An 18,328-nucleotide genomic window follows, 5' to 3' on the forward strand; every position below is an offset into this window, starting at 1 on the left:
CCGGCCCAAACGACGCGAAAGCCCGCCGCAAGGCGGGCTTTTCGCATGCGGCGTTAGAATTCCCCGCACACTGTTCCTCCCATTACCGAGTCCGCCATGCCGCGTGCGTCGTCGTTCCGCCTGTTCCTGCCTTCGCTGCTGCTCACCCTGGTCGTTGCCGGCTGTGGTGACAAGGACGCGAAGGCACCGGCGACCAGCGTCACCCAGCCGAGCGCGCAGGCGGCGGCGGCGGCCGATCCGGCCGCCGCACCGTTGCTGGCTGCGTTGCAGAAGCAGCTCGACGGCTACCGCCGGATCATCGTGCTGCTGGCTGACGAGGACCAGCAGTCGGCTGCCGACCGCGGCACCTCTACGCGTGTGGGCCAGCAGCTGTTCCACGATGGCCTGGAGCAGCGCACGGCGATCGCCGCGCAGTTCGACACGCTGTTGCGCGGCTCCAGTCCGCAGCGCTTCGCCACCCTCGGCACTGTGCTGGACTACATCGAGTCGGCGCCGGAACTGTTCGACGCCGATCGCCTCGCCTTCCGCGAAGTGCTGCGCGATCTGCACGAGCGCGTCGGCACCGACTCGTCGCTGCCGGCAGTGAAGCTGCACCAGCGCATCGGCGAGGACCTGGACGCGCTCGATGAGATCGAGCGCAACTACAACCAGGAACTGACCCGCATCTTCAGCCGCTTCGAGCGCACCCGTGCCATCGAGCTGAAGCGTGAGAAGTGGGACGACTACATCGCCCACCTGCACAAGGACTACCGCCGCGACGCGATCCTGCGCGACTACGGGGTGATCGAGCCGTACCCCATGTCGATGAAGGACAGCGACCGCGAGATCTTCGGCCGCGACCTGCCGCCGAAGACCGTGGTGCTGACCTTCGATGACGGCCCGCACAAGGCCTATACCGATGAAGTGGTGGCCATCCTCAAGCGCTACGACGTGCCGGGCGTGTTCTTCGAAGTGGGACGCAACCTGGGCAAGGTCGAAGCCGACGGCAAGGTTGCCCTTGGACCGATGGCGAAGATCAGCCGCAGCCTGATGGAAGAGGGCTATGCGGTGGGCAACCACAGCCTGACCCACGCCCAGCTCTCGCGCACCACCGGTGATGCGCTGCGCCAGCAGGTGCTGGACACCGACACGTTGCTGAAGGATGTCGACAGCAAGCGCGCGCCGCTGTTCCGCTTCCCCTATGGCGCGCGCAACGCCGAAGGCCTGCAGCTGCTCAACGAAGCCGGGCTGAAGTCGATCATGTGGAACATCGATTCGATGGACTGGGCCGACCCGGTGCCGGAATCGATCGTGCAGCGCGTGCTCGACCAGGTGAACAAGGAACAGCGCGGCATCATCCTGTTCCACGACATCCACGACCGTGCGGTGAAGGCGCTGCCGCAGATCCTCGACCGGCTGATTGCCGATGGCTACCAGTTCGCAGGCTGGAACGGCCGCGACTTCACCGTCGCCCGCGCGCGCAAGGGTGACTCCAGCGCCGCCACCGTCACCACCGGCTACGAGAAGTCGTGGGCGATCGTGGTCGGCATCGACAATTACGCCAGGTGGCCAAAGCTGGAATACGCCAGCCACGATGCGCAGGCGGTGGCCGATACCCTGACCGGGCAGTTCGGCTTCCCGTCTTCGCAGGTGATCGTGCTGAAGAACGAGCAGGCCACACGCAACAATATTCTGGCCGCCTTCCACGACCGCCTGGCCGATGACCGCACCGGAAAGAACGACCGCGTGTTCGTGTTCTTCGCTGGCCATGGCGCCACCCGCCAGCTCGCCTCCGGACGCGACCTGGGCTACATCATTCCGGTGGATTCGGACCCGAAGGAGTTCGCCACCGACGCCATCGCGATGACCGACATCCAGAACATTGCCGAGAGCATGCAGGCCAAGCACGTGATGTTCGTGATGGATGCCTGCTACAGCGGCCTCGGCCTGACCCGTGGTGGCCCGTCGTCGTCCTCGTTCCTGCGCGAGAACGCACGTCGCAGCGCACGGCAGATGCTGACCGCCGGCGGCGCCGACCAGCAGGTGGCCGACGCCGGCCCGAACGGCCACTCGGTGTTCACCTGGGTGCTGCTGCAGGCGCTGGCCGGCAAGGGCGATCTCAACGGCGATGGCCTGATCACCGGTACCGAACTGGCCGCTTACGTGGCGCCGGCCGTCTCAGCCGTTTCGCACCAGACCCCGGCCTTCGGCAGCCTGCCGGGTTCGCAGGGCGGCGAGTTCGTGTTCCAGGTGCCCGACAGCCAGGAATTCCTCAACGCCGATACGCGCCAGCTGACTGCCGATGCGATCGCGCTGAACAACAAGGTGGATGCCGCCAGCGAAGCCAAGGGTGCCCAGGCGCCGGTGACCGTGGCCGATCTGCAGGGCGGCAAGGCCAAGCTGGTGGTGCCCACCGCCGGTCCGGCCTCCGACCGCCAGCGCGCACAGCAGGCCAATGACCGCGGCCTGCAGTTGTATCGCGAGAAACAGTACGACGAGGCGGCTGCGCAGTTCACCGAGGCACTGAAGCTGCGCCCGGACTTCGCCCAGGCCGCCAACAACCTCGGCTTCGTCTATTACCGCCAGCAGCGTTTCGCCGAAGCCGCGCGCTGGCTGGAGAACACGCTGAAGATCGACCCCTCGCGCGCCGTGGCCTATCTCAACCTGGGCGATGCCTACTTCAACGCCGGCGACAAGGCCAAGGCGAAGCAGGCCTACACCACCTATCTGGCGCTGCAGCCGCAGGGCAGTGGTGCCGCGCAGGCACGGGCGCAGCTGGAGAAACTCTGAGCCATGAATGATGCAATCCGCACCGATACCATCGTGGCCATCGCCAGTGCCCCCGGCGCGGGCGGTGTCGGCCTGCTGCGCCTGTCCGGCCCGCGTGCGGCCGCCATCGCCAATGAATTGGGTGCGCCCACGCTGCGCCCGCGCCACGCGCACTACGCACGCCTGCGCGACGCCGATGGCGAGGTCATCGACGATGGCATCGTGCTGTGGTTCCCGGCACCGAACAGCTTCACCGGCGAAGAGGTGGTGGAACTGCAGGGCCATGGCAGCCCGGTGCTGCTGCAGCAACTGGTCGCGCGCTGCATCGCGCTCGGTGCGCGCCAGGCGCGGCCGGGTGAGTTCAGTGAGCGCGCGTTCCTCAACGGCAAGCTCGACCTGGCCCAGGCCGAGGCCATCGCCGATCTGATCGCTGCGGGCGACAACCGCGCCGCGCGCGCGGCACGTCGCTCGCTGGATGGCGTGTTCTCGCGTCGCATCGACGCCGTGGTCGAGCAGCTGGTGCTGCTGCGCATCCATGTGGAAGCGGCCATCGACTTCGCCGACGAACCGCTGGATACCCTCGGCGGCGCGCAGGTACGGCGTGGCCTGGAACAGGCGCGCAGCGACCTGGCCCTGCTGCGCCGCGACGCTGAACGTGGCCGCCGCCTGCGCGATGGCCTGCATGCCGTGTTGATCGGTCCGCCGAATGCCGGCAAGAGCTCGCTGCTGAACGCACTGGCCGGCAGCGAACGCGCCATCGTCACCGACATCGCAGGCACCACCCGCGACACCCTGCGCGAGACCATCCGCCTGGATGGACTGGAGCTGACCTTGGTCGACACCGCCGGCCTGCGCGACGGCGGCGACGCCATCGAACGTGAAGGCATGCGCCGCGCCCATGTGGAAATCGAGCGCACCGACCTGGCCCTGATCGTGCTGGATGCGCGTGATCCTGCAGCCGGTGAAGCCGCGCTGGGGGATGCCGTGGCGGCGGTGCCGCACAAGGTCTACATCCACAACAAGTCGGACCTGCTGGCGGCGTTGCCGGCGCTGGATGATCCGGACCGCGTGTTCGTTTCGGCCGCCACCGGCGCCGGCCTGGAAGACCTGCACGCACGCCTGCGCGTGATTGCCTCGGCCGGGGCGGGCGAGCAGGTGGACGGCGAGTTTTCCGCACGAACGCGGCATGTGGATGCGATCGAACGCGCGCAGGAACACGCACAGCGCGCCGATGGCGAGCTGGCCCATGAGCATCTGGAACTGGCCGCCGAGGAGCTGCGGCTTGCCCATGATGCATTGGGCGAGATCACTGGGCAGATGAGCGCCGATGACCTGCTGGGAAGGATCTTCTCCAGTTTCTGCATCGGGAAGTAACTGTAGAGCCGAGCCCATGCTCGGCTGTTCTACCCGTCAGCCGAGCATAGGCTCGGCTCTACAGGTGCAGGCTTCCCCCACCTGTCACATTGCCGCCGCATACTGACACCCATCACATACCGCTTGGGGAAGTCGCAGTGAAGTCGTGGGGTTGTGCGTTGCTGTTGTCGCTGGCCGTGGCACCATCGGTGGCCATGAGTGCTGAATCCTCCACCCCGGCCGCACCCAAGGTGTCGGTCTACGGCCACCGCGGCGCAAGCGCGCTGTTGCCGGAGCACACGCTGGCGGCCTACGCCCAGGCCATCGCCGACGGCGCCGACTACATCGAGCCGGACCTGGTGATGACCAGGGACGGGGTGATGGTGGCCCGCCACGAGAACGAGATCAGCGGCACCACCGACGTGGCCGCGCATCCGGAATTCGCCAGCCGCCGCACCAGCAAGGTCATCGACGGGCAGAAGGTCGACGGCTGGTTCACCGAAGACTTCACCCTGGCCGAGCTGAAGACCCTGTACGCACGCGAGCGCCTGCCGGAGCTGCGCAGCACCGCCTACGACGGCCAGTTCCGGATCGCCAGCCTGGACGAGATCCTGGCCTTCCTGGTGCAGCAGGCCGGCCGCGCCAACCGTGGCATCGGCCTGGTACCGGAGATCAAGCACCCGACCTACTTCCAGTCGATTGGCCTGCCGATGGAAGACAAGCTGCTGGCCGCACTGCGCGGCAACGCGTATACCAACGTCGGTCCGGTCACCATCCAGTCGTTCGAGACCGCCAACCTGCGTTACCTGCGCGGCAAGATCCCGCGTGGCAGCAACATCCGCCTGCTGCAGCTGTTGTGGAAGGGCGATACCCAGCCGGCCGACATCGCCAAGGCTGGTGGAAAGCTGACCTACGCGCAGATGATGACCCCGGCCGGGCTGAAGGACATCGCCACCTATGCCGACAGCATCGGCCCGGAGCTGCGCTCGATCATTCCGCTGGATGACAAGGGCGCACTGGGCACGCCAACCACGCTGGTGCGCGATGCGCACGCAGTGGGGCTGATGGTGATTCCGTACACCTTCCGACCGGAGAACCATTTCCAGGCCAGCAACCTGCGCAAGGGTGCCGACAACGCGCGCAACGCCGAAGGCTCGATCGCCGAAATGCGCGCCTACCTGGCGACCGGCATCGATGCGTTCTTCACCGATGATCCGGCGCTCGGTCGGCAGGCGGTGGATGGAATGGGCGCGGCGCGTAACGCGGCGGACTGACCCGCGCGGGTCCGCGTGCCCTGGTAGGTGCCAACCTTGGTTGGCACGCGACAACCGTGCCGACCAAGGTCGGCCACCACCGGGCCATGAAGACGCCGGATGGGGTGAGAGCCCCTTCGGGGGATCCGACCCCGTCTCCGATCAACCGCGCGGGTCGTCCGGGCGGCGGAACGGGATCACCACGTAGTCCTGCCCCTCGCGCGGCTGCCACAGCACCGGTACGCGATGCGGTGCCGGCGGCTCCAGCTCGTCGTCGGCCAGCGGCTCGACCTCGTCCTCTTCGTCTTCCCAGCTGTAGCGCTGGCGTGGCGGCAGTGGATCGGCGTTGCGGAACAGCAGCGCGGCGATGATTCCGGCGAAGGCGCCGCCCATGTGCGACTGCCAGGACACGCCGTCGGCATGCGGCAGGACGGTCATCAGCATACCGCCGTAGAACAGCATGCCGATCAGGCCGGTAGCGATCGCCGCGCGGTCGCGGCGCAGCAGGCCCAGGCTGGCCAGCAGGAACATCAGGCCATGGGTCACGCCACTGGCGCCCAGGTGCACGCTGCCGGGGTTGCCCAGCATCCACGCGCCCAGGCCCGAACCCAGCCACAGCAGGGGCAGCGCGCGTACGGTGGCTTTCGGATACACGCTGCCGGCCAGGGTGCCCAGGATCAGGATGGCGATGCTGTTGGCGGCGATATGCTCGACCGAGGCATGCAGCATCGGGCCACCGACCAGGCCGAGCAGGCCCTTCGCTTCCAATGGCGCCACGGCCCACGGCCGCCAGTCGAAGGTGCCCTGCAGGGCGAACACGGCCACCAGCACCAGCACCGCGGCCAGGCTGACATTGAACGCCCGCAGGATGCGCGAGCGGTCATTGCGGGGGGCCGGCATGTCGCCGGCGGGCAGGGGCGCGTTGTTGTCCATACCTCAGCAATGGCGGTGACTGGCACGAAACCAAGGCCACCGCAGCGGGAGAGTGGAAACGGCCGGCGGGACAATCCCACCGGCCGTGCCGTTCAACGGGTCAGGCTCAGGCCTGGCCTTCGCCTTCCTTCGGCGGGTACATCAGGCTCAGCACCACGGTGGCGGCGATGATCACCGCGACCACGCCCAGCGACACCGGGGTCGGGATCTTGAACAGGTCGATGATCATCATCTTGATGCCGATGAAGCCCAGCACCAGGGCCAGACCGTACGGCAGCAGGTGGAAGCGGTCGGCCATGCCGGCCAGCAGGAAGAACATCGCGCGCAGGCCCAGCACCGCGAACACGTTGGAGGTGAGCACGATGAACGGGTCAGTGGTGATCGCGAAGATCGCCGGGATGCTGTCCACGGCGAAGATCACGTCGGTGACTGCGATCAGGATCAGCACCGCGAACAGCGGGGTGAACCAGCGCACGCCGTCGCGCTTCACGCTCAGGGCGTTGCCGGCGTAGTCCGGCAGCAGGCGCAGGTGCTTGCGCATCCAGCGCAACGCCGGGTTGGTTTCCAGATCCGGCTCCTGGCCGGCGGCGAACCACATCTTCCAGCCGGTGAACAGCAGGAAGGCGCCGAACACGTAAAGCAGCCAATGGAACTGGCTGATCAGCACGCTGCCGGCGAAGATCATGATCGTACGCAGCACGATCGCGCCCAGGATGCCGATGATGAGCACCTTCTGGCGCTGCTCCTCCGGCACCGCGAAGTAGCTCATGATCATGAGGAAGACGAAGATGTTGTCGACCGCCAACGCCTTCTCGACCAGGTAGCCGGTCAGGAATTCGAGGCCGACCTTGTTGGCCACGACCTGACCGGCGGTCTCATTCAGGTAGTACCAGAGGCCGGCATTGAACAGCAGGGCCAGCGCGACCCAGCCGATGGACCACCACAGCGCCTCCTTGAAGGTGACCTTGTGCGGTCCACCATGGCGCATCAACACGAGGTCGACCAGCAGGGCGATGACCACCACCGCTGCGAAGCCGCCCCACAACCACACGTTACCGATCGTCTGCATTGGGAATGTCCGTTGGAAAGATGAATGCCAGGCCGGACGGCGAGGATCTGCAACGGAGGATCGGAAGGGGATCCAGGGACAGAGCTTCGCCAGTACGGCGAAGGTCTCGCTCGCAGTCCCAGTCGGCTGGAACTGCCGTTGCACCGGAGCCTGCGGGCTCGAAATGACGGCGACAACGTCTGGGAGCTACTCCCCTTCTGGCGCCGATTCTGCCGTCTGGGCGGGCTGCCGTCAAATGGGGCCCGGGCGGGGCCGGAACCCCAATGGAGTCAGAGCCCCTGCGGGGATCCGACCCCGGCGGCCGGTTTACAATAGGTGGATGAATACCCCCCTTCCGATTGTCCGCCTCAAGAATGCGTGGCGTTCCAGCCACCCGTGGATCTTCCAGAAACTGGTCGAGAAGCCGACCGTCCGGCCCAAGCCCGGTTCCATCGTCGACGTCGTCGGCATCGATGGTGAGTTCATTGGCCGCGGGTTCTACAACGGGCACTCGCGCATCGCCGTGCGCATCCTCGAAACCGATCAGAACGTGCCGGTCGATGCCGGCTGGTTCTCGCGCAAGATCGCCCAGGCGGTGTCGCTGCGCCGTGAGGTGCTCAAGCTCGATGCGGTCTCCGATGCCTGGCGCGTGGTGCACAGCGAAGGCGACGGCCTGTCCGGCCTGGTGGTCGACCGCTACGGCGACCTGGTGGTGGTCGAGTTCTTCGCCGCCGGCATGTTCCGCCACCGCGAGTGGATCTACGACGCGCTGCGCGAGCAGTTCCCGGGTTGCCGCTTCCACAGCTTCGCCGACGAGCACGTGCAGAAGCAGGAAAGCTTCGACTTCCATGGCAACACCACCACCGAAGCGTCGGTGATCACCGAGTACGGCATCAAGTTCCGCGCCGACCCGGCCGGTGCGCACAAGACCGGCTTCTTCGCCGACCAGCGCGAGAACCGCGAATGGCTGAGCCAGCAGGTGGAAGGCAAAAGCGTGCTGGACCTGTGCTGCAACACCGGCGGTTTCGCCGTGTACGCGGCGGCGCGCGGTGCCTCGGAAGTGGTTGGCATCGACATCGATGAAGACGTCATCCAGATCGCCAAGGGCAATTCGCGCCTGAACAACGTGCGCCCGAAGTTCGTCCAGTCCGACATCTTCCCGTGGCTGCGCGATGCCGCCAACCGCGGCGAGCAGTACGACGTGGTGATCCTGGACCCAGCGAAGATGACCCGCGACCGCGACCAGGTGATCACCGCGCTGAAGAAGTACCTGGACATGAACAAGCTGGCGCTGGGCGTGGTCAAGCCGGGTGGCCTGTTCGCTACGTTCTCCTGCACCGGCCTGGTGGCCGAGGACCAGTTCCTCGACATGCTGCGCCGCGCGGCCTATTTCTCCGGCCGCACGATCCAGATCCTGAAGGTGGCCGGCGCCGGTCCGGACCATCCGTTCATGGCCCACGTGCAGGAATCGCGTTACCTGAAGGCCGTGTTCTGCCGCGTGGTGGATTGACCGCGTGACCGCCGATCTCTGTAGAGCCGAGCCCACGCTCGGCTGATCGGCCTGGCAGCCGAGCATGGGCTCGGCTCTACACAACCAAGACCGCCCATGCGCAAAGCCGACCGCCTGTTCCAGCTGGTCAACCTGATCCGTGTGCGCCAGCCGGTGACCGCCGCCGTGCTGGCGGCGGAACTGGGCCTGTCGGTGCGCAGCATCTACCGCTACGTCGATGATCTGTCCGTGGCCGGCATCCCGCTCTATGGCGAGGCCGGCATCGGCTATCGCCTTGATCCCGGTTTCGAACTGCCGCCCCTGAGCCTGGATGCGGCAGAAGCCGAGGCACTGCAGCTGGCCGTGGAGATGCTGGCCTGCAGTGGCGCGGGCCACCTGCAACCTGCGGCGCGTTCGCTGCTGCACAAACTGCAGGCGGCCATGCCCACGCGTGCGACCAGCCCACGCACTGCCCGCGCGCTGCGCGCCATACCCGTGTCGCTGCCGTGCTGGCAGCCACTGCATACGGCCATCGCCGACGGCCGCAGTGTGCAGCTGCGATATCGCACGTTGCAGGGCGCATCGAGCGAGCGGACCGTGCACCCGCTTGGCCTGTTCCACTGGGGCCAGCACTGGACACTGGGCAGCTGGTGCGCGCTGCGCCAGGACTACCGCGATTTCCGCCTGGACCAGATCGAAGCCCTCGCCGAAGCAGAGGGGCTGGACCTGCCGGCGCAGGTCGGTCTGGAAGCCTATCTGCGCTACCAACAGCGGGCCTGGGCGCTGCGCGGCCACTGACACCCCGCTGGCAGCAGGGGCTGCGCAGACTGCGCGCTCCTCCCACAACGGGCATCTCCATGCACCCTGCTTCTTCCGTCCTCGAACTGGCCGTGTTCACCGTCAAACCGCACGCCCGTGCCGACATGCCGATGCTGCGTGAGCGGCTGCGCGCGGCCATCGCGCAGTTTCCCGGTCTGATCGACTACCAGCCGTTCTCGCCGATGGACGGCGACGACCGCTTCGTCGACATCGCCCACTGGAAGGACCTGGCCAGCGCGCAGGCGGCGGCACAGGCGTTCGCCGGTGGTGATGCGCGCTTTGCACCGTACATGGCCGCCATTGATGAGCTGCAGCTGATGCAGCACTTCCTGCCGGGTTGATCGACGCCTGGCACCCGTCTGTCAGTGCCGGGCTCATGCCCGGCCCTACAAAAAGGCCGGGCGCAGCGCTATGGTCGGGCTCTTCCCAATGCCGGTGAAAGCCCCATGCCATCGTTGCGTCAGCTGTCCGTCGTGCTTGCCCTGGCGCTGAGTGCGCCGCTGTCCGCCCACGCCATCGAGTTCAGCGCGCAGGAGCTGGCGCGGGCCAAGGCCCTGCAGCAACGCCTGGTCACCCTCGACAGCCATCTGGATACGCCGGCCAATTTCGGCCGCACCGGATTCGACATCGAACAGCGCCACGACCGCAACGCCCTTTCGCAGGTGGACTACCCACGCATGGTCGAAGGTGCGCTGGACGGTGGTTTCTGGGCGATCTACACCGACCAGGGGGACCGCAGCGCCGCTGCGCACATGGCCGAACGCGACCACGGCCTGCAGCGCCTGATGGAAATCCGCGAAATGCTGGCCGCCAATCCCGAGCGCTTCGCACTGGCGCTGACTGCCGATGACGCGGCGCGGATCAAGGCCGCCGGCAAGCGCGTGGTCTACATCAGCATGGAAAATGCCAGCCCGCTGGTGGAAGACCCGAGCCTGCTGTCGTTCTACCACCGCGCCGGCCTGCGCCTGCTCAGCACCGTGCATTTCGCCAACAACGAGTTCGCCGATTCGGCCACCGACCCCAAGGGCGCGGAATGGAAGGGCCTGAGCCCGGCCGGCAAGGAGCTGGTGCGGCAGGCGGTGAAGCTGGGCATCGTGATCGACCAGTCACATGCCTCGGACGCGGTGTTCGATGACCTGCTGGCGATGATGCCGGTGCCGTTCGTGCTCTCGCACAGCTCGGCCAAGGCGGTCTATGACCACCCGCGGAATCTCGACGATGCGCGCCTGCGCAAGCTGGCCAAGGCCGGTGGCGTGATCCAGGTGAACGCCTATGGCGGCTACCTGATCGATACGGCGAAGACGCCCGAGCGCAAGCAGGCCGAAGAAGCGCTCAGCAAGCAGCTGGGCGGCTGGGAAGGCATGGGCATCGAGCAGGGTGTGGCTCTGCTGAAAGCCGAACAGGCGCTGGACCACGAGCACCCGGTGCGCCATGCCAGCCTGGACGACTTCTTCGCCCACTTCGAGCACATCCTCAAGGTGGTCGGCCCCGAGCACGTGGGCATCGGCCTGGACTGGGATGGCGGCGGTGGCCTGAGCGATCTGCCCGATGTCAGCCAGCTGCCGAAGATCACCGCGTGGCTGCTGCGCAAGGGCTATACCGAGCAGCAGATTGCCGGCATCTGGGGCGGCAACCTGCTGCGGGTGATGCGCCAGGCGCAGGAGTACGCGGCAAAGCAGGGCGGTTGACCACCCTGCGGTAGGGCCGGCCAACGGCCGGCACTACCGGTGAACCGGTTATTTGGCGATCAATGCATTGCGGCGGCTGTACAGGAAGTACAGCACCAGGCCGACCACGTTCCACACCAGGAAGTACAGCTGGGTGGTGTGCGGCAGGCTGATGAACAGGTAGATGCAGCCCAGCGCGGCCAGCGGGCCGACCACAAAGGCCAGCGGCGTGCGGAAGGTACGCGCACGGTCGGGTTCGCGCAGGCGCAGCACCACCAGGCAGATGCCCACCGCGGTGAACGCGGCCAGGGTGCCGGCGTTGGCCAGTGCCGCGATCTCGTCCAGGCGCGCCACGCCGGCCAGCGCCGACACCACCACCGCGGTGAACAGCGTGGTCGCCACCGGTGTGCCGGTGCGGGCGTTGACCTTGGACAGGCCACGCGGCAGCAGGCCATCGCGGCTCATCACGAAGAAGATGCGGCTCTGGCCGTACAGGAAGGCCAGCAGTACGGTCGGCAACGCGATGATCGCGATCACGCCGATCACCATCGCCGCGGTCGGATGGCCCAGCTGGCGCATGATCAGGGCGAGCGGCTCGGCGCTGTGTCCGAACACCGCGTAGCTCATCGCACCCACGGCGGCCAGCGCCACCAGCACGTAGACGATGGTGCAGCCGATCATCGAGCCGATGATGCCGATCGACAGGTCGCGGCCCGGGTTCTTGGTTTCCTCGGCGGCCGTGGAGATCGCATCGAAGCCGTAGAAGGCGAAGAAGATGATCGCCGCTGCTGCCATCACGCCGTGCTCGACGCCGTCAGGGCCCATCGATTTGGCGAACCCGTATGGCATGAACGGCTGCAGGTTGGCGCTGTCGAAGGCGGGCAGGGCCACGGCCACGAAGATGGCCAGTGCGATCAGCTTGAACACCACCAGGATGGCGTTGAGCGTGGCGCTTTCCTTGGTGCCGGCCATCAGCATGCCGGCCACCAGCCAGGTGATGATGATCGCGGGCAGGTTGATCATGCCGCCTTCCACGTGCGGGCCGGCCGCAAGCCAGGCCGGCAGGTGCACGTTCCAGCCGAACTGGGTGTGCACCCATTCGAGGAAGCCGACGAAGTAGCCGGACCAGCCGACCGCCACCGTACTCACCACCAGCGAGTACTCCAGGATCAGGCTCCAGCCCACCACCCAGGCGAACACTTCGCCCAGCGCGCTGTAGCTGTAGGTGTAGGCACTGCCGGCGGCCGGCATCATCGTCGACAGCTCGGCGTAGGAGAGCGCCGCACAGGCGCAGACCGCACCGGCGATGGCGAAGGAGATCAGCACGGCCGGGCCGGCCAGGTTGGCACCGACGCCGATCAGCGTGTAGATGCCGGTACCGACGATGGCGCCGATGCCCAGCGCGATCAGGTGCGGCCAGCTGAGCGTCGGTATAAGGCGCCTGCCGGCTTCGTGGACGGTGACGGAATCTAGGGACTTGCGCCGGAACAGGGACATGCAGGCCTCGGAAGGGGTGACTGAGAACGACAAGTTCCCGAGTGTGACCGAACGCAGCGCAGCATTGCCACTGACGGGGGTCATGCATGGCGGGGCGCGCGCTGCGCCCCGGCCAGGCTGCCGGAATCGGCACAATCCGGCGGCAGCCACCCATGTGCGTTGGTCCCGGCCGCTGCTATGACTCGATGTTGGCCATGCCACTGACCGAATAGCGTTCACCCGCGGCGGCATGCAGCGGGAAGGCGGCATCCAGTGCGTCCAGCGTGGCCGCATCCAGTTCCACCTGCAACGCACCGAGGTTCTCGTCCAAGCGTGCCCGCCGCGTCGTGCCCGGGATCGGTACGATGTGCTCGCCGCGCGACAGCACCCAGGCCAGCGCCAGCTGCGAGGCGGCGATGCCGCGCTCGGCGGCCAGCGCCTGCACGGTACCCGCCAGTGCCAGGTTGCGCTGGAAGTTCTCGCCTTCGAAGCGGGGCGAGGTACGCCGGTAGTCGTCGGCGTCGAAGTCATCCGGGCTGCGGATGGCGCCGGTCAGGAAGCCACGGCCCAGCGGCGAATACGGCACGAAGCCGATGCCCAGTTCCGCCGTGGTGGCCAGCACACCGTTCTGTTCCGGCTCGCGCGACCACAACGAGTACTCGCTCTGCACGGCGGTGATCGGGTGCACCGCGTGCGCCCGGCGGAGGGTGGCCGCGGAGGCTTCCGACAGGCCCAGCCAGCGCACCTTGCCCTGTTCCACCAGGCGTGCCATCGCACCCACGGTGTCTTCGATCGGCACGGTCGGGTCGACGCGGTGCTGGTAGTACAGGTCGATGTGGTCCACGCCCAGGCGGCGCAGGCTGGCCTCGCAGGCGGCCTGCACATAGTCCGGGTGGCCGTTGACCTGCCGCGCCTTCGGGTCGGCCGGGTCCAGGCCGATACCGAACTTGCTGGCCAGGAACACCTGGTTGCGGCGGCCGGCAATCGCGCGGCCGACCAGCACTTCGTTGGTGTGCGGGCCATACACATCGGCGGTGTCGAGCAGGGTCACGCCACGGTCCAGCGCGTGCCGGATGACGGCGATGCCGTCATCGTCACTGCCGCGGCCGCCGTAGTAGGCGCTCATGCCCATGCAGCCCAGGCCGAGGGCGGACACGGTGGGGCCGGCGGGGCCGAGAGTACGGGTCTTCATGTGGATCTCCTTGGGGGAAGGCGCCATGCCGGGATGGGCAGTGGCGAGGGGCACAGGATCCTCCACGCCATCATGTGGATAAACTGCGTTCCACCGGACTTACCTTGAAGGCTGCCTTCACAATGGATGCCTCCGTCCCCCTCACTGCCGTGGTCGCCTTCGTCCACGTGGCCGAGCACGCCAGCTTTACCCGCGCCGCCGATGCGCTGGGCGTGTCGACCTCGGCGCTGTCGCAGAGCGTGCGCGCGCTGGAAGCGCGGATGGGCGTGCGGCTGCTGCAGCGGACCACGCGGCGGGTCAGCCTGACCGAACACGGCGCGCGTTTCCTGCAGCGCGTGCGCGGCGGCCTGGACCAGATCGACCAGGCCTTTGCCGAACTGGACAGCGCACGCTCGGTGCCTGCCGGGCGGCTGCGCGTGACCCTGCCGCGCATCGTCGCCGATCGCATGGTGTTGCCGCGGATGCCCGATTTCCTTGCGCGTTACCCGCAGGTGCAGGTGGAACTGTGCGTCGACCCCGCGCTGACCGATCTGGTGGCCGAGGGCTTCGACGCCGGCATCCGCCTGGGCGAATCACTCGCACAGGGCATGATCGCGGTGCCGGTCGGGCCACCCGAGCGGCAGGTGGTGGTGGCCACGCCGGCCTATTTCGAACGCCATGGCATGCCGCAGACCCCACATGACCTGCAGGGCCACACCTGCATCGTGCATCGCCTGGCCAACGGCCGGCTGATGCCGTGGGAGTTCAGCCGCGAAGGCCACGACCTGGAGGTGGAAGTGAGCGGGCGGCTGGTGTTCAACGATGCCGGTGTTGCCCATCATGCCGTGCTGTCGGGTCTGGGCATGGCCCAGGGGTTCGCCTCGCTGATGGCCGACGACATCGCCGCCGGGCGACTGCAGAGTGTGTTGCAGGACTGGCAGCCGCCGTTCCCCGGCTTTCACCTGTACTACCCCGCGCGCGAGCAGATGGCGCCCAAGCTGCGGGTGTTCATCGACCATCTGCGGGCGGAGATGCACGACCGGTAGATGCCAACCTTGGTTGGCATGCTTCAATCGATCACGCGCGCCGCTACGCCTCCCGGCCAATGGCAGCCCTCTTCCTGCCAGGCCTCGGGGTCATCGTGGAAAGCGGTGGTGCGGCCGTCGCGGGCGCGTTCGTAGCTCAGGTCCAGCACCAGCGCGCCCTGGGTGCTCAGCCGGTAGCGGCCGTTGACCCGCCCGTCGATGCGCTCTTCCCAGACACTGTCGAACTGGTAGGGGCGATCTTCGGCCAGCACCGTGGTCTCCATCGACATCCGGCGCAGCGTCAGGCGCTCACGCTGGCCGGCGTAGCGCACGTCGGCGCCGCCGTCATCCAGCCAGCGCCATTCCAGATGGATGCGGTCATCGCGACCGCCGCTCAGGCAGCGATGGTCCTGCACGCTGGCCGCTGCGGTGTCGGCCAGAAGCCCGATGAACACCAGCACCAGCAGCGGCCGGATCATCCGTTCAGCCCCAGCCGGATGCCGAACCCCACCAGGAACAGGCCGGCCACGCGGCGCAATGCATCGCTGACGCGCGGATGCTGGATCAGCCGGCGGCGGGCCAGGTTGCCCACACCGATCAGCATCGAGCAGTAGGCGATGCTGACCACCAGGATGATCCCAGCCAGCGCCGCGAAGGTGGCGATGCCCTGGTGCGCCTTCGGATCGATGAACAGCGGCAGGAAGGCCATGTAGAACAGGATCGCCTTCGGGTTGAGCAGGCTGACCAGGATCGCCTGCTGGAAATAGCGGCCCGGCTGCATGCGGATCGGGCCAGCGTCACCAGCCTCGTGCTTCGGCGTGCGCAGCAGGCCGATGCCCACCCACACCAGATAGGCCGCACCCAGGTACTGCACGGCATGGAACACCAGCGGATTGGCTTTCAGCAGCGCAGCCACGCCGGCCAGCGCCAGCCACATCAGGATCTGGTCGCCGACCAGCAGGCCGGCCAGTGCTGTGTAGCCACCGCGCACGCCGCCTCGGCCGGTGGCGGTCAACAGGGTGAAGGTGCCGGGGCCGGGCAGGGCGAGAAACACCAGCACGGCGACCAGAAACGTCCACAGGTCCTGGATGCCCATCCACGGCATGGCGGTGTTCTCTGTTACGGGGGGCTGCCATTGTCGGCCAGCGCCGGGACTGGCGACAGGGGGCCGGCGAGTCCATCGGGCATGCCAGACAGCAGCGGTTGCAGGTGCTGGCGCAGCTGCGCGTGCAGCTGCCGTACCGCCGGCGAGAACTGCTTTCGGTGCGGGCACACCAGCTGCAGCGGAATGTGGCTGCCAACGCCATCGAGCAGCAGCTGCAGGCGGCCGGCCAGCACGTCTTCGCGCAGGTCCAGCCAGGATTTGTAGGTGATGCCTTCTCCCGCCACCGCCCAGCGCCGCACCACATCGGCGTCGTCGCAGACCAGCGGGCCGCGCACCGGGATCACGGTGCGGCGCCCGTCGACCTCGAAGGACCAGCGATCGTAGGCGCGGCCACTGAGCTGGTAGACCAGGCAATCGTGCTCGCGCAGTTCCTCCAGGCGCACAGGCGTGCCCCGTCGCTGCAGGTAATCGGGCGAAGCCGCGAGGACACGACGGTTGCCTTCGAGCAGGGGCAGGGCGACGTAGTTGGCGTCGTCGAAGTGGCCGATGCGGATCGCCACGTCGACCGGATCGCGGAACACGTCGGCCACTTCGTCGGACAGGCGCAGGTGCAGGCGCAGCCGTGGATGAGCGGCCCGGAACGCGCTCAGCCACGGCAGCAGCAGGTTGCGACCGAAGTCCGACGGCGCCGACAGCTGCAGCGTGCCGTGCAGTTCGGCGTCCTCGCCCTGCACGCGGGCCCGCCCTTCGCGCAGGGTAGCCAGCACCTCCTGCGCATACGGCAGGTACAGCGCGCCCTCGCCGGTCAGGCGCAGGCTGCGGGTGGTGCGCACGAACAGGCGCAGGTCCAGTTCGCGTTCCAGCCGCGCCACGGCAGCAGCGACCTGGCCGGGTAACAGATCGGCCTCGCGCGCGGCCTGCGAGAAGCTGCCCAGTGCGGCCGTGCGGACGAACAACTGCAGGTCGTCGAAGCGGATCATCTTCATTGCCGGAGTGAAAGTGCTGCCCGATTCTGCGCCTTTCTGAGTGGCCGTGCGCGGTGCAACCTGTCCGCTCCTTCCCCACTGGACCGCTGCCATGCGCGCCATTGCCTACACCCACGCCGGCCTGCCGATCGAAGATGCGCAGGCCCTGATCGACATCGAACTGGACCTGCCGCAGCCCGGCCCGCGCGACCTGCGGGTGGCGGTGCGCGCGGTGGCGGTGAACCCGGTCGACACCAAGGTCCGCCGCGGCGTGGCCACCGACGGCCCGCGCGTGCTGGGCTGGGACGCAGTCGGCATCGTCGACGCCGTGGGCAGCGAAGTGACCCTTTTCCAACCGGGCGATGCGGTCTACTACGCCGGCGTGATCGACCGGCCGGGCAGCAATGCCGAGTACCAGCTGGTGGACGAGCGCAGCGTCGGCCGCAAGCCGGCCAGCCTCGACGATGCCGCCGCTGCGGCGCTGCCGCTGACCGCGATCACCGCCTGGGAGCTGCTGTTCGACCGCCTGCGCATCCCCGAGGGCGGCGGAGAGGGTCAGACCCTGCTGGTGATCGGTGCGGCCGGTGGTGTCGGCTCGATCCTGGTGCAGCTGGCGCGGAAGCTGACGAAGCTGACCGTGATCGGCACCGCTTCGCGTCCGGATACCCAGGACTGGGTCTACGCGATGGGCGCGCACCACGTGATCGACCACAGCCTGCCGCTGGCCGAGGGCCTGGCACGCCTGGGTATCAGCGAGGTGCAGCACGTGGCCAGCCTGACCCATTCCGACCAGCACTACGCGCAGATCGTGGAGCTGCTGGCGCCGCAAGGCCAGTTCGGCCTGATCGATGACCCGGGCCAGGTGGATGTGATGGCGCTCAAGCGCAAGGCGCTGTCGCTGCACTGGGAGTCGATGTTCACCCGCCCGCTCTACAGGACCGCGGACATGCAGCGCCAGCATGAGCTGTTGAACCGGGTGGCCGAGCTGATTGACGCCGGTGTGCTGCAGACCACGCTCGGTGAGCACTTCGGGCGCATCGACGCGGCCAACCTGCGGCGCGCGCACGCGCTGCTGGAGAGCCATCGCGCCAAGGGCAAGATCGTGCTGGAAGGCTGGTAAGACCAGACCCGTCCTGTAGAGCCGAGCCCACGCTCGGCTGCCGTTCGGGCATGGGCGTCAGCCGAGCGTGGGCCCGGCTCTACAACGCTTCATCAACGCATGGCGTGGATCCGCCGTGTCGACCAGGGTCGACACCTACCAAGAGCTGGCGAAGCC

Annotated in this window: 16 protein-coding genes; 9 read left to right on the forward strand and 7 right to left on the reverse strand. The window is 67.6% G+C overall.

The genetic code is table 11. The features are described 5' to 3' along the window. The first annotated feature begins 96 nt into the window (after window positions 1-96). From AC5P8Z_RS15355 to AC5P8Z_RS15365, 3 genes are all read left to right on the forward strand, one after another. Window positions 97-2,769: a polysaccharide deacetylase family protein gene (locus AC5P8Z_RS15355; protein WP_495229437.1), complete on the forward strand. Its 2,673-nt coding sequence runs from the start codon at window positions 97-99 to the stop codon at window positions 2,767-2,769. A gap of 3 nt (window positions 2,770-2,772) precedes the next feature. Further along, window positions 2,773-4,122: a tRNA uridine-5-carboxymethylaminomethyl(34) synthesis GTPase MnmE gene (gene mnmE, locus AC5P8Z_RS15360; protein WP_295566423.1), complete on the forward strand. Its 1,350-nt coding sequence runs from the start codon at window positions 2,773-2,775 to the stop codon at window positions 4,120-4,122. A gap of 137 nt (window positions 4,123-4,259) precedes the next feature. Beyond that, the gene (locus AC5P8Z_RS15365; protein WP_286070444.1) at window positions 4,260-5,375 is read left to right on the forward strand and encodes a glycerophosphodiester phosphodiesterase; all 1,116 of its coding nucleotides are present in this window, start codon (window positions 4,260-4,262) and stop codon (window positions 5,373-5,375) included. 141 nt (window positions 5,376-5,516) lie between these two features. On the opposite strand, the gene AC5P8Z_RS15370 is transcribed toward AC5P8Z_RS15365, so the two are convergent. Next, window positions 5,517-6,287 carry a rhomboid family intramembrane serine protease gene (locus tag AC5P8Z_RS15370; protein ID WP_286070443.1) on the reverse strand — a complete coding sequence of 257 codons (771 nt, stop codon included), beginning with the start codon at window positions 6,285-6,287 and terminating at the stop codon, window positions 5,517-5,519. A 106-nt stretch (window positions 6,288-6,393) separates the two neighbouring features. Next, window positions 6,394-7,356: a TerC family protein gene (locus tag AC5P8Z_RS15375; RefSeq protein WP_286070442.1), complete on the reverse strand. Its 963-nt coding sequence runs from the start codon at window positions 7,354-7,356 to the stop codon at window positions 6,394-6,396. Between the two features lie 319 nt (window positions 7,357-7,675). Between AC5P8Z_RS15375 and AC5P8Z_RS15380 the strand changes: the two genes are divergently transcribed. The 4 genes from AC5P8Z_RS15380 to AC5P8Z_RS15395 all read left to right on the forward strand — a co-directional run bounded on the left by AC5P8Z_RS15380 (window position 7,676) and on the right by AC5P8Z_RS15395 (window position 11,331). Then, window positions 7,676-8,845, forward strand: coding sequence for a class I SAM-dependent rRNA methyltransferase (locus AC5P8Z_RS15380; protein ID WP_010487449.1), 1,170 nt, complete (start codon window positions 7,676-7,678; stop codon window positions 8,843-8,845). 96 nt (window positions 8,846-8,941) lie between these two features. Further along, the gene (locus AC5P8Z_RS15385) at window positions 8,942-9,622 is read left to right on the forward strand and encodes a helix-turn-helix transcriptional regulator (protein WP_285318740.1); all 681 of its coding nucleotides are present in this window, start codon (window positions 8,942-8,944) and stop codon (window positions 9,620-9,622) included. 92 nt (window positions 9,623-9,714) lie between these two features. Continuing rightward, on the forward strand, window positions 9,715-9,984 hold the full coding sequence (locus tag AC5P8Z_RS15390; RefSeq protein ID WP_285318739.1) for an antibiotic biosynthesis monooxygenase: 270 nt from the start codon (window positions 9,715-9,717) through the stop codon (window positions 9,982-9,984). A 105-nt stretch (window positions 9,985-10,089) separates the two neighbouring features. Then, on the forward strand, window positions 10,090-11,331 hold the full coding sequence (locus tag AC5P8Z_RS15395; protein WP_286070441.1) for a dipeptidase: 1,242 nt from the start codon (window positions 10,090-10,092) through the stop codon (window positions 11,329-11,331). Between the two features lie 48 nt (window positions 11,332-11,379). Here the strand turns inward: AC5P8Z_RS15395 and AC5P8Z_RS15400 are convergent, their stop codons facing one another. Further along, window positions 11,380-12,807: an amino acid permease gene (locus AC5P8Z_RS15400; RefSeq protein ID WP_286070440.1), complete on the reverse strand. Its 1,428-nt coding sequence runs from the start codon at window positions 12,805-12,807 to the stop codon at window positions 11,380-11,382. Window positions 12,808-12,982: 175 nt separating this feature from the next. Further along, window positions 12,983-13,978, reverse strand: coding sequence for an aldo/keto reductase (locus AC5P8Z_RS15405; RefSeq protein ID WP_295566403.1), 996 nt, complete (start codon window positions 13,976-13,978; stop codon window positions 12,983-12,985). 122 nt (window positions 13,979-14,100) lie between these two features. Here AC5P8Z_RS15405 and AC5P8Z_RS15410 point away from each other — a divergent pair, with 122 nt between their 5' ends. Beyond that, window positions 14,101-15,003 (forward strand): LysR family transcriptional regulator, encoded by a 903-nt coding sequence (locus tag AC5P8Z_RS15410; protein WP_495229439.1) that lies wholly within the window; start codon window positions 14,101-14,103, stop codon window positions 15,001-15,003. A 23-nt stretch (window positions 15,004-15,026) separates the two neighbouring features. On the opposite strand, the gene AC5P8Z_RS15415 is transcribed toward AC5P8Z_RS15410, so the two are convergent. Genes AC5P8Z_RS15415 through AC5P8Z_RS15425 form a run of 3 tightly spaced genes read right to left on the reverse strand, consistent with a single transcriptional unit; the run spans window position 15,027 to window position 17,073 of the window. Further along, the gene (locus AC5P8Z_RS15415) at window positions 15,027-15,461 is read right to left on the reverse strand and encodes a hypothetical protein (RefSeq protein WP_495229440.1); all 435 of its coding nucleotides are present in this window, start codon (window positions 15,459-15,461) and stop codon (window positions 15,027-15,029) included. After that, a complete protein-coding gene (gene leuE / locus AC5P8Z_RS15420; RefSeq protein WP_286070436.1) occupies window positions 15,458-16,087 on the reverse strand; it encodes a leucine efflux protein LeuE in 630 nt (209 codons plus the stop codon). Before leuE ends, AC5P8Z_RS15415 begins: the two co-directional genes overlap by 4 nt. Window positions 16,088-16,101: 14 nt before the next feature. Beyond that, window positions 16,102-17,073 carry a LysR family transcriptional regulator gene (locus AC5P8Z_RS15425; RefSeq protein ID WP_286070435.1) on the reverse strand — a complete coding sequence of 324 codons (972 nt, stop codon included), beginning with the start codon at window positions 17,071-17,073 and terminating at the stop codon, window positions 16,102-16,104. Between the two features lie 91 nt (window positions 17,074-17,164). On the opposite strand from AC5P8Z_RS15425, the gene AC5P8Z_RS15430 reads away from it, so the two are divergent. Beyond that, window positions 17,165-18,172, forward strand: a complete 1,008-nt coding sequence (locus AC5P8Z_RS15430) for a zinc-binding alcohol dehydrogenase family protein (protein WP_286070434.1) — start codon at window positions 17,165-17,167, stop codon at window positions 18,170-18,172. Window positions 18,173-18,328: the final 156 nt, after the last annotated feature.

It is taken from the genome of Stenotrophomonas sp. YJH_SMC_17 (genome assembly GCF_059371655.1).

What these genes read in the sequence shown, in the direction of transcription:
- AC5P8Z_RS15405 (WP_295566403.1), bottom strand. Translation starts at nt 13,978, where the DNA reads ATGAAGACCCGTACTCTCGGCCCCGCCGGCCCCACCGTGTCCGCCCTC.
- AC5P8Z_RS15400 (WP_286070440.1), bottom strand. Translation starts at nt 12,807, where the DNA reads ATGTCCCTGTTCCGGCGCAAGTCCCTAGATTCCGTCACCGTCCACGAA.
- mnmE (WP_295566423.1), top strand. Translation starts at nt 2,773, where the DNA reads ATGAATGATGCAATCCGCACCGATACCATCGTGGCCATCGCCAGTGCC.
- AC5P8Z_RS15385 (WP_285318740.1), top strand. Translation starts at nt 8,942, where the DNA reads ATGCGCAAAGCCGACCGCCTGTTCCAGCTGGTCAACCTGATCCGTGTG.
- AC5P8Z_RS15410 (WP_495229439.1), top strand. Translation starts at nt 14,101, where the DNA reads ATGGATGCCTCCGTCCCCCTCACTGCCGTGGTCGCCTTCGTCCACGTG.
- AC5P8Z_RS15415 (WP_495229440.1), bottom strand. Translation starts at nt 15,461, where the DNA reads ATGATCCGGCCGCTGCTGGTGCTGGTGTTCATCGGGCTTCTGGCCGAC.
- AC5P8Z_RS15425 (WP_286070435.1), bottom strand. Translation starts at nt 17,073, where the DNA reads ATGAAGATGATCCGCTTCGACGACCTGCAGTTGTTCGTCCGCACGGCC.
- AC5P8Z_RS15380 (WP_010487449.1), top strand. Translation starts at nt 7,676, where the DNA reads ATGAATACCCCCCTTCCGATTGTCCGCCTCAAGAATGCGTGGCGTTCC.
- leuE (WP_286070436.1), bottom strand. Translation starts at nt 16,087, where the DNA reads ATGCCGTGGATGGGCATCCAGGACCTGTGGACGTTTCTGGTCGCCGTG.
- AC5P8Z_RS15370 (WP_286070443.1), bottom strand. Translation starts at nt 6,287, where the DNA reads ATGGACAACAACGCGCCCCTGCCCGCCGGCGACATGCCGGCCCCCCGC.
- AC5P8Z_RS15375 (WP_286070442.1), bottom strand. Translation starts at nt 7,356, where the DNA reads ATGCAGACGATCGGTAACGTGTGGTTGTGGGGCGGCTTCGCAGCGGTG.
- AC5P8Z_RS15355 (WP_495229437.1), top strand. Translation starts at nt 97, where the DNA reads ATGCCGCGTGCGTCGTCGTTCCGCCTGTTCCTGCCTTCGCTGCTGCTC.
- AC5P8Z_RS15430 (WP_286070434.1), top strand. Translation starts at nt 17,165, where the DNA reads ATGCGCGCCATTGCCTACACCCACGCCGGCCTGCCGATCGAAGATGCG.
- AC5P8Z_RS15395 (WP_286070441.1), top strand. Translation starts at nt 10,090, where the DNA reads ATGCCATCGTTGCGTCAGCTGTCCGTCGTGCTTGCCCTGGCGCTGAGT.